The 15,097-nt window shown below is 43.5% G+C and carries 12 protein-coding genes; 2 read left to right on the top strand and 10 right to left on the bottom strand.

The window, feature by feature from the left end; genetic code table 11:
- Positions 1-37: 37 nt before the first annotated feature.
- The 10 genes from IGI88_RS08295 to IGI88_RS08250 all read right to left on the bottom strand — a co-directional run bounded on the left by IGI88_RS08295 (position 38) and on the right by IGI88_RS08250 (position 11,654).
- Positions 38-1,822, bottom strand: coding sequence for an oligopeptide ABC transporter substrate-binding protein (locus IGI88_RS08295; protein ID WP_008376345.1), 1,785 nt, complete (start codon positions 1,820-1,822; stop codon positions 38-40).
- 16 nt (positions 1,823-1,838) lie between these two features.
- Positions 1,839-2,708 (bottom strand): ABC transporter permease, encoded by an 870-nt coding sequence (locus tag IGI88_RS08290; protein WP_153883525.1) that lies wholly within the window; start codon positions 2,706-2,708, stop codon positions 1,839-1,841.
- Between the two features lie 63 nt (positions 2,709-2,771).
- Positions 2,772-3,728, bottom strand: coding sequence for an oligopeptide ABC transporter permease (opp4B, locus tag IGI88_RS08285; RefSeq protein WP_005227132.1), 957 nt, complete (start codon positions 3,726-3,728; stop codon positions 2,772-2,774).
- On the bottom strand, positions 3,728-4,672 hold the full coding sequence (locus IGI88_RS08280; protein WP_005232492.1) for an ABC transporter ATP-binding protein: 945 nt from the start codon (positions 4,670-4,672) through the stop codon (positions 3,728-3,730). Before IGI88_RS08280 ends, opp4B begins: the two co-directional genes overlap by 1 nt.
- A complete protein-coding gene (locus IGI88_RS08275) occupies positions 4,673-5,680 on the bottom strand; it encodes an ABC transporter ATP-binding protein (protein ID WP_005232494.1) in 1,008 nt (335 codons plus the stop codon).
- 322 nt (positions 5,681-6,002) lie between these two features.
- Positions 6,003-6,245 (bottom strand): acyl carrier protein, encoded by a 243-nt coding sequence (gene acpP / locus IGI88_RS08270; protein ID WP_005227129.1) that lies wholly within the window; start codon positions 6,243-6,245, stop codon positions 6,003-6,005.
- Between the two features lie 110 nt (positions 6,246-6,355).
- A complete protein-coding gene (plsX, locus tag IGI88_RS08265) occupies positions 6,356-7,375 on the bottom strand; it encodes a phosphate acyltransferase PlsX (RefSeq protein WP_005232496.1) in 1,020 nt (339 codons plus the stop codon).
- Positions 7,376-7,420: 45 nt separating this feature from the next.
- Positions 7,421-9,451, bottom strand: a complete 2,031-nt coding sequence (gene recG / locus IGI88_RS08260) for an ATP-dependent DNA helicase RecG (RefSeq protein ID WP_429960342.1) — start codon at positions 9,449-9,451, stop codon at positions 7,421-7,423.
- 111 nt (positions 9,452-9,562) lie between these two features.
- Positions 9,563-11,245, bottom strand: a complete 1,683-nt coding sequence (locus IGI88_RS08255; RefSeq protein ID WP_005232500.1) for a DAK2 domain-containing protein — start codon at positions 11,243-11,245, stop codon at positions 9,563-9,565.
- A gap of 46 nt (positions 11,246-11,291) precedes the next feature.
- Entirely contained in the window at positions 11,292-11,654 is a 363-nt protein-coding gene (locus IGI88_RS08250) for an Asp23/Gls24 family envelope stress response protein (RefSeq protein WP_005227125.1), read from the bottom strand.
- 266 nt (positions 11,655-11,920) lie between these two features.
- On the opposite strand from IGI88_RS08250, the gene rpmB reads away from it, so the two are divergent.
- Entirely contained in the window at positions 11,921-12,109 is a 189-nt protein-coding gene (gene rpmB / locus IGI88_RS08245; protein WP_005232504.1) for a 50S ribosomal protein L28, read from the top strand.
- 162 nt (positions 12,110-12,271) lie between these two features.
- Entirely contained in the window at positions 12,272-14,920 is a 2,649-nt protein-coding gene (locus IGI88_RS08240) for a YfhO family protein (protein WP_087664793.1), read from the top strand.
- Positions 14,921-15,097: the final 177 nt, after the last annotated feature.

Below are 15,097 nucleotides of genomic sequence, written 5' to 3'. Positions count from 1 at the left end.
GACGTCCCAGAAAGGACGTCTTTTCATCGATCATTGATTAACGAGATTCAGCTGTAACTGAAATTGTTGCCCAAGGATTGTAATTCACATCATAGGCCCATGTGAAGTCTTTGACACGATTTGATACAGGTAACACCGCACTACGGTAAAGTGTTGGGATAACAAATGCTTCATCAGCAGCATATTCTTGCCATGCATCAAACGCTTCTTTACGTTTTGCTTCGTCAAACGAATCTTTTGAATCGATTGCTTCTAGCAATTTCGTATTTTCTTCTGATTCAAAACGAGTGTAGTTGAACGCAGAGTTAGGTCCATACAAGCCCATTGGTGATGGGTCATAGCCAGTATTCCATGCACCTTGGTAAACATCAATCTCAGGATCATCATTTTCCAATTTGTCATAGAATGCTTGGAAGTCGATCAAGCGACCTGTTGTGTATTGTACATCAAGTCCGATTTCATTCCATTGTTGGATGTAGTAATCTGCTAACGGTTGTGCTGTTTCGCCACCGGACATTGAAGCAAAGTTGATGGTCAATTTCTCACCATTTTTGTCTTCACGCATACCGTCGCCATCGACATCTTTGTAGCCAGCATCATCAAGTAATTGATTTGCTTTGTCGATGTTTAAAGTATAACCTTCAACATCTGTATTGTGTAATGAGCCAAATACTGGTGGGATCAATGTCGTTGCATTTGTGCGCAAGCCATTGTAGAAACGGCTTCCGACAGCATCATTATCTAATGCATACCCCATTGCTTGACGCAATGATTTGTCAGCCATTTTTGAATCAGGATTATATTCTACTTTTCCTTCATCAGCATTCCATTTACCTAATTTGAAACCTAAATAGGTGTAAGCAGTATCTGTTCGGCCTAAGATTTGATAACCATCAGTATCTTTATAAGTAGGATACGTATCTGTCGGCATTGATAAAGCCATATCATATTGTTTTGCGTTCATCGCTTCAACAATAGATGAAGTTGGAACTGCTTTAAATGATAATTTATCTAGTTTTGGCTTATCTCCATAATAGTATTCGTTTGGAACGTACTCTACGGATTCACCAGCTACGATATTTGACATTACATATGGTCCGAAGACGATTGGATTTTTACGAACTTGATCGCTTGATTCCATATCTTTGACTTCGATTCCTTCAAAGGCGTGTTTTGGTAATGCAGAAGCCCAAATACCACCACCTGCTTGCATCATACCAGGGTGAACTTCTTTGTATTCGATTTTAACGACTTTGTCACTTTCTTTGGTGATACCAGAAATAGTATCAGCTTTGCCATCATGGTAATCTTCCATACCAACAATGTTAGTAAAGTTACTATCATAACGAATACCAGTATAATCTTTGTTACCAATTACTTCGTATGTGAAGATGATATCATCTGCCGTAACATCTTCGCCATCAGACCATTTCAGATTGTCGCGTAAAGTAATTGTTGCTGTGTTGTTGTCTTCATCTAGCTCAAGATTTGCAGCCCCGCCGTCAACAATTTTGAAATCAGCGTCATTGACGAATAAACTTTCATTACTTGGCAACATAAATTGTGCATCATAGTTATCTTGATAAAATTCTGTTTGGAACAACCCTTGGAATTGCGTATCCATCACTACTGCAACATCCAAAGTACCACCTTCGATTGCCTCTGCATCATTGCTAACTTCGATTGGGAAGTTGCTTACATCTTCCGTATCGTTTGCTGCATTGCCGCCACCAGAAGAATCGGTTCCGCCGCCGTTGCTGCCACAAGCTGCCAATGCTAACACTGACAAAAGAGTGACCATACCAAAAATATTTTTCTTCATCCTGTATCCTCCTTGTTTATCCTAGTCGTTGACGCGCATCCGCTGAACGCTTAAATGCTTGACCAACGTAATTGATACTCAACATCAAGACTAAAATTAGAATTGATGCGGGTAACCAGATCCACTGTCTGTTGACCAGCACATCACCGCTGCTGGCATATCCGATCAGTGTTCCCAAACTTGGAACATTGGTCGGCAGACCAAAACCTAAGAATGTTAGTGTCGTTTCAATACCGATATTCGCTGCAAAGTTCATTGTTAAGTTGGTGATGATCAATGAGCTAAGGTTCGGCATGATTTCGCGGAACATGATGACAAAGTCATTGGTTCCGAGGGTTTTCGATGCACTAACATAGTCGCGACGGCCTTCTGAAAGGGTCTTACTTCGGAAGAGCCTTGCTTTTCCGACCCAGTAAAAGGCACTCATGACCCATATAAAGGTCCAAACGTTATAACGAGGTACGATCGATACGATAACGATAATGATCAACATGATCGGCAAAATCATAACGAAGTCAACAATACGCATCAAAATGTTATCAATGATGCCGCCGTAGTAACCTGAGATGATCCCTAGTCCGACCCCAACGATCGACGTAATGATCGTGATTGAAAAACCAATCAAGATTGAGTTACGCGCACCGATGATCAATTGTCCCCAAACATCACGGCCACCTTCATCCGCCCCTAAAAGGTAGGTGCCGCCGTTTGGCGAAATCGCGCCAGGTACAGCGTATTTATCAAGGATGCTGACACGCATCACTTGTGATTGATCGATAACTGCCGAGCCGATAAACACGAATAATAAAACTGCGACTAACAAAACTAATGAAAAGATCGCCATTTTATCTTTTAAGAATTCGCGAAAAATCATTTTCAATCCCATAGGCGGGATGCTCTCTTGTTTTAGTACTTTTTCTTTCTTTTCAGACACATTTATCCCCTCCTATTACTGGATTCTGATTCTTGGATCGACAATACTCATGATGATATCTGACAGCAGCGTACCGATCAAGGTCGCTAGTCCTAAGATCAATGTCAGTGAAGTGATCACGGCATAGTCCCGTTGGACGATACTATCGATAAACAGTTTTCCGACACCTGGGTAGGCGAAGATTTTCTCAATGACCACAGAACCTGCGATCAATGACGTGATCTCATAGCCCATTTGTGATGCGATCGGCAACGATGCATTCCGGAAAACGTGACGTGAGAAGACTTTGTTCGTTGGTACCCCTTTTGAACGAGCGGTACGAACGAAATCCAATGATTTCGAATCAATGACTTCACTTCGCAAGTATTGGATCGTCACTGCTGTTCCTAATAATGCAGAAGTGATTGCCGGTAATAGTAGGTGATACAAGCGACTCCAAAACTCAGCCATGCCGCTGACCCCCGGTGCAACGGAACCACCCGTTGGGAACCAAGCCAATCGGTAACCGAAGATGAACAATGCGATCAACGCAAAGATAAACAACGGTACGGCGAAACTGAAGAAGTTGTAAACAACGACGACTTTATCAAGCAATGAATTTTGGTAACGTCCTGCCCACATCCCTAAAGGAATGGCAATCACGTAAGTCAAAATGACCGTCAATAAAGATAACCACAATGTATTGCTGATACGTCCTGCTAATAATGTTGAAACAGGCAATTTAAAGATGAAGCTTTGTCCAAAGTCCCCTTTTAAGGCATTTCCGATCCAACGGAAATACTGGGTATACCATGGGTCATTCAAACCAGCGGCTTCACGCATCCGCTCAATAACAGCTGGATCTTGGTTTGGATTGATCAAACCAGTAAATGGATCCCCAGGCATTGCTTGTGCGATCAAGAAAATCAAGATACTCAAAATAATGACTTGTGGGATCATCAACAACAAACGACGTAGAATTGTTTTCCACATTATTCAGCACCCCCGTTTTTCAATGCGACTTGGTGCGACTCGGTGATTTTACGCAAGTCATACACTCTGCCAGATTCGTCGTAGTAATCTTTTTGATGGGTCACATATTCCAACTCGACCTTGCGGCGGTTTTCTTTGTGAGCATCGCGATTTTTTACGTCGATTTGAGGAATCGCTGATAATAAACGTTTTGTATAGATGTGACGCGGGTCTTGGTAGATATCTTCCCGAGTCCCGATCTCAACGAAGCGGCCTTTGTACATGATGGCGATATTGTCGCACATATGTTTTACGACCCCTAAGTCATGAGAGATAAATAAGAAACTTAAGCCGAATTCTTGCTGGATCCGTTTCATAAAGTTCAGTACCTGTGCTTGCACGGATAAGTCAAGAGCTGAAACCGGCTCATCGGCGACGATCAGTTTTGGATTGGAAGCTACCGCACGGGCAACCCCTAACCGTTGACGTTGTCCGCCAGAGAATTCATGCGGATATTTGTATAGGGCATCTTCTGGCATCCCAACGATATCCAACAAACTTTTCACACGTGTTTTCTCTTCTTGATCGCTTAAGCGTTCAAAGTTGCGCAATGGTTCTGCGATAATGTCCACCACACGTTTTTTAGGATTCAAGCTAGACATTGAATCTTGGAAAATCATTTGGACATCTTTGTTGTAGTTCATTTTCTTGCGGACAGAACGTTTAGTCACGTCTTGCCCATCATAAATGATTTCGCCGCTAGTGATTTTTTCTAACCCAACGATAGCTTTCCCAGTTGTGGATTTACCAGAACCAGACTCACCAACCAATCCGTAGGTTTTTCCTTTTTCAATGACGAAGTCCACACCATCAACGGCGTACACGTGATCCGTGACGCGGTTGAAGAATCCGCTGCGAATAGGATAGTGGACTTTCAGATCTTTGATTGTAATTAATTCTGTCATCTACACTTCTCCTTCTTCGTCTCTAAAATGAAAATGCTTGTAGCATGTGCAACGGACCAAATGATCAGGTGCTACTTCATGCAAGACTGGGTTTGCTTCGTGGTCGCTTTCAGGGATCCAAGGAATCCGTGCAGCAAATCGACAACCAGTCCGAGGCATATTTTTCAAGGAAGGAACCACCCCTTCGATCACATGCAGTTCACTGTCTTGAGAATTTTCTTGAGGGATCGAGTTAAGCAATGAGCGGGTGTATGGATGTTTCGGATTGGCAAACAACTCTTCGGCTGATGCGACTTCCACAAACTGTCCCCCATACATTACGGCTACTCGGTCGGCCATCTCCGCTACGACACCTAAATCGTGGGTGATCAAAATGATCCCCGTTTGCGTTTCTTCTTGCAAATCTTTTAGTAGATCAAGGATCTGTGCTTGGATCGTCACGTCCAACGCTGTCGTTGGCTCATCCGCAATGATGATTGGCGGTTTACAAGCAATCGCGATCGCGATGATGACCCGCTGACGCATCCCACCAGACAATTCATGAGGGTATTGACGTCCTACACGTGGCGGATTTGGAATCCCAACTTGTTCTAATAATTCTAATGCTCGTGCTTGGCGCTGTTCGGCATTCATATCTGTATGATAAGACAAACCTTCTTTGATTTGGTCTTCGATCCGCATCAACGGATTCAGTGCAGACAACGGATCTTGGAAAATCATCCCAATATCATTTCCGCGAATTTTGTTGTATAACGTTTCATTTAAGTTTGACAAGTTTAAATCTTTATATAAGATTTCCCCAGTGATTTTCGTGTTGTTTGGGTCATGTAGCCCCATGATCGTTGTAGCCAACGTACTTTTTCCGCAACCAGATTCTCCTACGATTGCTAAGATCTCATTACGATCCAGTGTAAAAGAAATACCATCTACTGCGTCATAGTAATCGTCTTTGATACGAAAACCTGTGTGAAGGTTTTGAACATCTAGTAATTGATTATCTCTGGACAATCGAATACCCCTCTCTACTTTCTAAGATGTCTTGCGTTTTAATGTAAAAAAGAAGGAACATGCATTTCATTTCCAAAAGCTTTCTTAACATTGTATAATATATTCTTAATAATTATATAGAAATGCTAACAATAATGCAAGTCCCAGAAAACTTAATACACTGAATTTTCAGAAAATTTACATTACGCTTCCAACGCCGTCATGTCAGGTTTAACGATCGTTTTTTTGATTTCGATTCTAAAGAAAAACCGCCCAAATCACAGCGGATCAATTATGAGAAAGAAAGAGCTAAGTCATCTAGGACTTAGCTCTTATGTCTGTCTTAAGCAAGATGGCTTGAAATATAATCAACCGCTCCACCGACTGTTTCGATCTGCTCGGCATCTTCATCAGAAATCTCGGTACCAAATTCATCTTCTAGTTCAAGGACGAATTCCATCACACTGATCGAATCAGCGTTCAAGTCGTCTTTAATGCTCATCGTATCCGTTACGTTCTCTGCGTCAATTTCAAAATGATTGGCGATTACGACCGCAACTTTCTTGAATACTTCATCTCGTGTCAACTGGCTTCACCTCCACGCGTTTGCACAAAACATAGAATGGCTAACAAACATTGTACTGCTTTCTATGCTTTTTGTCTAGATTTTTTTGCAATTTCATTACAATGATTGCATTATGATTGCGTTTCGTCTTTTGCAGCCGGCATTTCTTCAAAGTGGGCGACCAATTGTGCCACGACATCTGTTGCTAGCATCGTATGGATCTGCTTGATGGTGTACGCTACCGCTTCTGGTCCTGTCGCACCATGGGTTTTGATGACTGGTGCTTTCAAACCAAACAATACGGCCCCGCCATGTTTCGCATAATCCATTTCATTTTTCACTTTCCGCAATGCATCTTTCAGTAACAATGCGCCTAATTTTCCTTTGGTACCTGAATCAAGAATCGATTGTTTCAACAACGCCATCAAGTTCAAGGCGGTTCCTTCGATCGATTTCAAAACAGCGTTCCCAGTAAAGCCATCTGTCACGACGACGTCAGCTGCACCATCCAGTAATTCCCGGGCTTCGACATTGCCGATAAAGTGGATCGTAGGATCCGCTGACAGCAGTTCAAAGGCTTTTTTCGTTAATTCACTACCTTTGGTTTCTTCCGTTCCGTTATTTAACAAGCCGACCCGTGGTCGATTGATCCCACGAACTTTTTGGGCGTAAAAGGATCCTAAGACGGCATAGTTTGCCAAATGTTCTGGTTTATTGTCGGCATTGGCACCTAGATCCAGCATATCAAAGCCAGCATCTTTGCCGATCACTGGCATTGTGGACATCAATCCTGGACGATCGATTCCTTTGATCCGACCGACAATAAACAAACCAGCCGCTAACAAGGCACCGGTATTTCCAGCTGAAAAAATCGCATCTGCTTCGCCATTTTTCACTGCTTGTGCCGCTAAGACCATTGAAGCAGTTTTTTTCCGTCTGATTGCTTTGACGGGTTCGTCATCACTATTGATTTTTTCATCTGTGTGGATGATAGTGACATTTTTATCATCCGTCATGTATTTTTTGATTTCATTTTCTTTTCCGTAAAGGAGGAATTCAATCTCTGGAAAGTCTTTTTTCGCCAGCATGACTCCTTCTACGATCGCTTTTGGGGCGTTGTCTCCGCCCATTGCATCAACAGCAATCCGCATCTCGCTGCCACTCCCTTCATTTTCCCAATCAGTATAGCATATTCTTTAATCAAAAAATTGTTTGTCTGCTTTTTTTGCTGCCAAATAGTTCGCCAATGCCGAAAATTCTGGCAACAGCTGCCAGCTGTTTTTTTGCCAAAGCTGGGTAGCTTCGACTTGTGCCACTTCTAGAATATGGGCATCCGCGACCAAATCGGCAGCCGCAAACTCTGGCAAGCCCGATTGTCGATTGCCGAAGACTTCTCCTGGCCCCCGCAACTGTAGGTCTTTTTCGCTGACTACAAAGCCGTTGGTGGTTTCTGTCATGATTTTCATTCGTTCGACCCCCGTCTCATTTTTCGGGTTCGCGATCAAAATACAGTAAGAAGCATCGGCGCCGCGTCCTACCCGTCCACGTAATTGGTGGAGCTGGGCTAATCCGAAACGATCAGCATCGATGATCAGCATCACTGTCGCATTGGGAACATTGACCCCTACTTCGATGACCGTCGTGGAAACCAAGATCTGCAGTTGATTTTCTTTGAATGCTTCCATAATAGTGTCTTTTTCTTGATTCTTCATTTTCCCGTGCAACATCCCTACTTGATAGGTTGGGGAAAAATAACTTTGCAGCTGCTCATAAATCTCCGTGGCATTCTTGACATCCAGCATTTCGGATTCTTCGATCAAAGGACAGATGACATACATCTGATGCCCCTGTGCCAATTCTTTTTGCGCCCACTCTAAGATCGATTCAAACTGCGGTGGCCGGACCCAGCGAGTCTCTACAGGAATCCGTCCTGCCGGCATTTCATCGATCACCGAAACATCCATTTCGCCATAGGCGGTGATCGCTAGTGTACGTGGGATTGGTGTGGCGGTCATAAAGAGCACATCAGGCAGATAGCCTTTTTCCCTTAATACTTTTCGCTGATTGACCCCAAAACGGTGTTGTTCATCGGTGATGACTAAGCCAAGATGTGCAAAGTCTACCCTTTCTTGGATCAGCGCATGGGTCCCAACGATGATATCGATCTCCCCGGCTGCTAATTGTTCTAAGATGACCCGCCGTTCTTTTGGTTTGGTCGAGCCTGTCAAAAGAGCGGTGGTCACTTCTAAGGGGTCAAAGAGTTGATTCAAGCTTTCTAGGTGCTGTTGGGCCAAAATTTCAGTCGGCACCATCAGTGCGCCCTGAAAGCCAGCCGTCATCGTAGCATAGAGGGTGATCGCCGCAACGACTGTTTTCCCGCTCCCTACATCTCCTTGCAAGAGCCGCTGCATGTGCTGCGGACTTTTCAGGTCATGGCAGATTTCATTGGTCACGCGCTTTTGCGCATTCGTCAATTCAAAGGGCAGTTTACGAGTAAATTCTTTCAAGCGTTGCACATCATAATCGATCGCCAAGCCGTTTTTCTCGGCTTTTTCGCTTTTCTTCAGTCCTTGGATCTGCATTTGGAACAAAAAGAACTCTTCAAAAATCACCCGACGCTTCGCTTGATGGCTCTCTTGGGGATCTTTGGGAAAATGCATTGCAAACATCGCGGATTTCCGATCCAACAAGCGATATTTTTCGATCAATGACAAAGGCAAGATCTCTGTGATCTGATCACCAAAATCAAGAAATGCCTGTTTGATCAGTTCGATCAACACACTTTGACGCACGACTTTATTGACATGATAAATTGGGGCAAAGTCTTCTGCGCTCTTGCTGCCGAGAATTTTCATCCCCGTCAGTCCTTTGCGTTTGGCGTCCCATTTGCCATAGACGGCGATCTCTTCTGAAACCTCTACTTTATCCTTCAAATAAGGCTGATTGAAAAAGGAGACATTAAAGACATCGTGGTCTTGCATCATGCGAAATTGCAACCGACTTTTCTTATAACCAAAGCGATTGACGACCGGCGGGGAAACGACGATCCCCTTGATCGTTACTTTTTCTTGGTCTTGAATCTCCGCTAATTGCCGTTCTTGAATGTCTTCATAACGAAACGGATAATACTTCAGCAGGTCTTCGATGGTTTCGATCCCTAAACTTGCCAAGTCTTGGGCGCGTTTTTCCCCGACACCCTTTAATACCGTAAGTGGCTGATTTAGCATAGGTACCCTCCTTTTCCAAAGTGATTTTGTTTATTGCAGAGGTTCCTGCATTCATAGAAAAAGACGGAGCCAAAAATCATCTATGATTTTTGCCCCCGCCGCCTAATTTGTTTATTCTGCTGAGAAAAGATATGGATAAACCGGCTGATCTCCTTGATGGATCTCTACTTCGATCTCAGGATGCAGTTCAACGATCGCTTCTTCGATTTTCGCTGCTTCTTTGGCTTTGCCTTCTTCACCGATAATGATGGTGACGATCTCAGTATCTTCTGTGATCATTTTTTCTAAGGTAGTCATAGAAGCAGAGAAACGATCGGGAACAGAAACAACGATTTTGCCGTCCACCATTCCTAAGAAGTCGCCTTCTGTGATTTCGATGCCATCAATTGATGTATTACGGATCGCATGGGTCACTGAGCCACTGACAACACTTGCTAAGACATCAGTCATCGCTTGCTGGTTTTCAGCTAGTGTGGATTGCTCGTGGAAGGCTAGCATCGCCGTCATCCCTTGAGAGATCGTCCGTGTTTCAACAACCGCTACTGGAATCTCGGAAACTTCCGCTGCTTGCTGCGCAGCCATAAAGATATTTTTGTTGTTCGGTAATACGATCACTTGATCAGCATTGACTTCATTGATTGCCACCAAAATGTCTTCTGTACTTGGGTTCATCGTTTGGCCACCACTGATGACATAAGAAGCGCCTAGGCTAGTAAACAATTCTTTCAAGCCTTCGCCAGCCGCGATCGCGATGATCGCAAATGGTGTCCGCGGACGTTTTACTGGTGCAGTTTTTGCTTCTTGCTGATCGTGTTCCAAGATCGTTTCATGCTGAAGACGCATGTTATCGACTTTGATTTTCACCAACGAGCCAAATTTTTGACCATAATTCATAACTTCGCCGGGATGTTCCGTATGGACATGGACTTTGATGATCTCATCGTCATTGACCACTAATAAGGAATCCCCTAACTCGTTTAAGTAATTACGGAATGTTTCATAATCAAATTCACTATCTACAGTCGGACCTTCACCGATCTTCACCATGATTTCTGTACAGTAACCAAAGGTGATGTCTTCTGTCGCTAAGTGCCCTTGAACGCTGCGATGATGTTCGGCATTGACCATTTCGTCCATAGCCGCTGGGGAAGGTTCGAAGATTTCATCGGCTGGGTATTCCCCAGTCAATGCATTTAAGAAGCCTTCATAGATAAACAACAATCCTTGACCGCCGCTATCTACCACGCCGACTTCTTTTAAGACGGGCAATAGATCAGGGGTTTTCGCCAATGAACGTTTTGCGCCGTGAACCACGGCTTTCATCACTTCGATACAATCATCGGTAGTTTGTGCTTTTTTCTCGCCATATTCAGCTGAGATGCGTGCCACAGTCAAGATGGTTCCTTCCACAGGTTTCATGACTGCTTTATAGGCGGTTTCTACTCCATGAGTAAAGGCTTGAGCCAATTCTGGTGCAGTGAGTGTTTCTGCGGTCGGGATAGCTTTAGAAAAACCGCGGAATAATTGAGACAAAATGACGCCGGAATTCCCACGTGCGCCCATCAATAGTCCTTTTGAAAGTGTAGCGGCAAGATCGCCGACGTTTTCTGAAGTCGCATCTGCGACAGCTTTTGCTCCACTGGTCATGGATAGATTCATGTTTGTCCCGGTGTCTCCATCTGGAACAGGAAACACATTCAATGAGTTGACAAACTCTGCATTAACTTGTAGACGAGCCGCGCCTGCCTGCACCATTTCTTGAAACTGACTTGCGCTGATATTCGTTACCTTCACTTAGATAGTCCTCCTTAAAATCATCCGCCATGAACGGATCCCTTGCCTAATCTGGCAGTACACGTACGCCTTGAACAAATACATTTACCGAGTTCGCAGATACACCTAGCATCGTTTCTAAGTTGTATTTCACTTTTTCCTGCACGTTGCGGGAAACTTCGGAAATTTTTGTTCCATAGCTAACAATCGTGTATACATCCACTGCAATGCCGTTTTCTTCTTGGCGGACAACGACACCGCGAGAATAATTTTCTTTTCGTAAAATTTCATTGATGTTATCTTTGATTTGTTTCTTGCTAGCCATACCAACAATGCCGAACACATCTGTTGCTGCGCCTCCGACCACTGTTGCAATGACTTCATTGCTGATTTCAATAATACCTGATGAGGTTTGAATTTTTACAGCCATTTTATAGCCTCCTTCAATGGGCATGACCCATCTTTCTTCTTACATATTTTATCATAGCTGTACCGCAAATAAAAGGATGAGACATATGAAAAGGGGCTTTCTGACCAAACGTCTTGCATTTCGACCTTGTTTAATTTACAATGTTTACTGGGAAAAGTCAATGTTTCTTGAAGATTACTCTTGCTTTTTTCACCTTTCTGTGATAAATTCAGATGGTATGAGCTGAAATAGCGCTCCAACATCAAGGCAAAGGAGGAAATAACCACATGGCTAAAGTTTGTTACTTTACTGGACGTAAAACTGCAAGTGGAAACAATCGTTCTCACGCAATGAATGCGACAAAACGTACTGTGAAACCTAACTTGCAAAAAGTTCGCGTTATGATTGACGGAAAACCTAAAAAAGTTTGGGTGTCAACTCGTGCTTTGAAATCTGGAAAAGTTGAGCGCGTATAATTAGACCTTTTCGGCCGTTCGTTTTGAACGGCTTTTTTTGTACCCTTTTTTCTTTGGTGCGCTTTCACTTAGGTTTTCATTAAAGAAAATAGGTCTTTGTTTTTTTAATCGATTCACCTGTGGTAAACTAAGAAAAAATTGATAAAGAACAGGTGACTTCTTGTGACGAAAATAAAAACATTTGCCAAACAACATTGGCCTTATATGCTTGCTAGTTTCTTCTTGCCGTTTCTTATCATGGCAGTGATCTATTTGACCATCGGTATCTACCCCGGCAGCAGCCGCAGTGTCTTAGCCAGTGATGCCTTTTCGCAATTCTCAAACTTTCATGCCAGCTTTCGCAATATGCTCTTAGGCAAGCAAAGTATCTTTTATACATGGAACGCCTCTTTAGGCTTAAATTATCTGGCATTGATCTCCTATTATTTAGGGGGAATCTTCACTCCCCTCGTCTTATTTTTCCCAAATCAGCTAATGCCAGATGCGCTGTACTTTTTAACCTTGATCAAAATCGGCAGTGCGGGCTTGGCGTTTTGGTTCTATGCCAGCCAAACCTTTAAGATCCAACGTTGGCAGCATGTGACCTTAGCAGTCTGTTATGCCTTGATGTCCTTCATCACCGCCCATTCGGAACTGATCATGTGGCTTGATGCCATGATCTATCTACCGCTAGTGATTTTAGGTATTGACCGGTTAGTGAAAAAGAAAAAAACAGTCGTGTTATTTATCAGTTATCTGCTGTTATTTTTATCCAGTTTTTACATGGGCTTTATGATCGGTCTCTTTTCCGTGATGTATTTCTTGGTTCAATTGGGTCGCAACTGGAAGCAAGCTCGCGGGGCGATCATTCCTTACGGCATCACCTCTTTGTTAGCTGGCGGCGCCTCAATGGTGATCATCTTACCTGCCTTATTAGATTTGCGGTCGAACGGGGAAGAATTGACGACGATTTCTTCCTTTAAAACCGAAGCCACCGATGTCTTTGATCTCGTGATGAAAAACATGATCGGTGTTTACGATACGACAAAATACGGCTCCATTCCCTTCATCTATATCGGCTTATTGCCGTTGCTGTTGTGTATTTTATATTTTGTTTCGAAGAAAATCCGCTTGAAAGATAAATTCTTATACGCTGGCATGTTTGCTGTTTTGATCGCCAGTTTTTATATCGTGCCGATGAATCTTTTTTGGCATGGGATGCATGCCCCAAATATGTTCCTTTTCCGCTATGCCTATTTGTTCTCCTTCTTAGTGATCATGCTGGCGGGATACGGATGGGAGCAACTTCAGCAAAAAGATCGCGGATTGTTTCTCATTATTGGTCTTTCTACGATCGTGGTATTTGCCCTCTCCTACGCATTGAAAGGAGCCGGAACCTATGAATATGTTTCCGCTACTTCCTTTGCGCTAACGATCGTATTCTTTGTTCTTTACTTGTTATGTATTGGGTTCGGGCAATTAGGTCTTTTAACACAAAAACGAGTGACGATCTTGATGCTGATCTTCGTCTGCGGAGAAATGGCCGTCAATACGAGCGGCATGGTTCGCGGAATTTTGAATGATTGGAACTATGCTTCTCGTAGTTTGTATACAGAACCTTATCCGGACATCAAAAAACTAGTCACTCAAGCCAACGAAGACAATGATACCTTTTTCCGATTAGAAAACCTTGATCCTGTTTCTTCCAACGACAGTATCAATTATGGCTACAGCGGGGTCAGCATGTTTTCTTCAATTCGTAACCGCAATTCCTCAAGCTACCTGGATAAGCTGGGCTTTCGGTCTCGCGGCACCAATTTAAATATCCGCTATCCGAATAATACCTTGCTGATGGATGCTTTTACAGGAATCAAATACAATATCTCCAAGCCAAATCTCACCAAATACGGCTTTCAACGAGTCGGAGAATCTGGTGAATACAAGCTCTATGAAAATCAAAATGCGTTACCTCTAGGTTTCTTGGCTGAACCGACCATCGAATCGATTGAACAGCCGCAAAACGACAACTTGACGAGCCAGAAAAATCTTTTCAATGGCTTGGCCGATTTAAATTTAGAGTATTTTGCCTTTCAGCCGATCACGGTGATCCATAGTAAAAATACAGATATCACCAATGACGGCATGTATATGAAATTTACTGAGCAAGAAAGCAATGTCGCAAAAGAAGTGACTTGGCAAGTGGAGGTTCCGGCGAACTCGCAAGCGTACTTGAGTCTCTTCCCTGCCAACTTCGGAGAATTGGAAAGCTCATCTGCCACCGTGACAGTCAACGGTCAGCAGCGAGAAACGCAAATCAGTATCAACGGTCAATACTACGACTTAGGACATTATGAGACCGATACGACGGTTCAATTCACCGTCAGCTTCTACGGAACGCCTGAAATCTCCTTCCAAAACCCGCAAGTCGTGACCTTGAATACCAACGCCTACCAACAAGCAATTGATGCGATCCAAGAACGAGGGGTCGCTATGACTGTCGGCAAACGCAGTGCCAAAGCCGACATCACGACTGAAAAAGAGCAGCAGCTTGTAACAACCATCCCTTATGACAAGGGCTGGACTGCTACGCTTGACGGCAAAGAAGTCCCAATCACGGCCTTTCAAGATGGCTTTATCAGTGTGACGATCCCAAGTGGCACCCATCACTTGGAACTGTCCTTCTTACCGCAAGGCTTTGTTATCGGTGTTTGCTTGTTCTTTGGCTGCATCGCATTGTTTATCTTGTTTGCTTGGTTTTACCAGAAACAAGTAGCCAAAAAGCAAGTCTTGGACAACCAACGCCAACTCATGGATCAACCACCAGAAACCTAATCGAAAAAGAACCAACTCGTCTTTTTGAGGCGATCTCCTTAAGTTAGAGCAAAAGCTGACTTATGGGTGTCGCTCAATGATCGGTGAGTTTGGTTCTTTTTTGTGCTCAGGTTCCGCAGTTGTTCGCTCTAGTGGTCTTAGCATCCATTACCCGCTAGATCCCCTTCGATTCGGGGA

The organism is Enterococcus sp. AZ179, assembly GCF_050498885.1.
GTDB classification, from domain to species: Bacteria; Bacillota; Bacilli; order Lactobacillales; family Enterococcaceae; genus Enterococcus_D; species Enterococcus_D entomosocium.
This window is presented reverse-complemented; position numbering and strand designations above follow the sequence as displayed.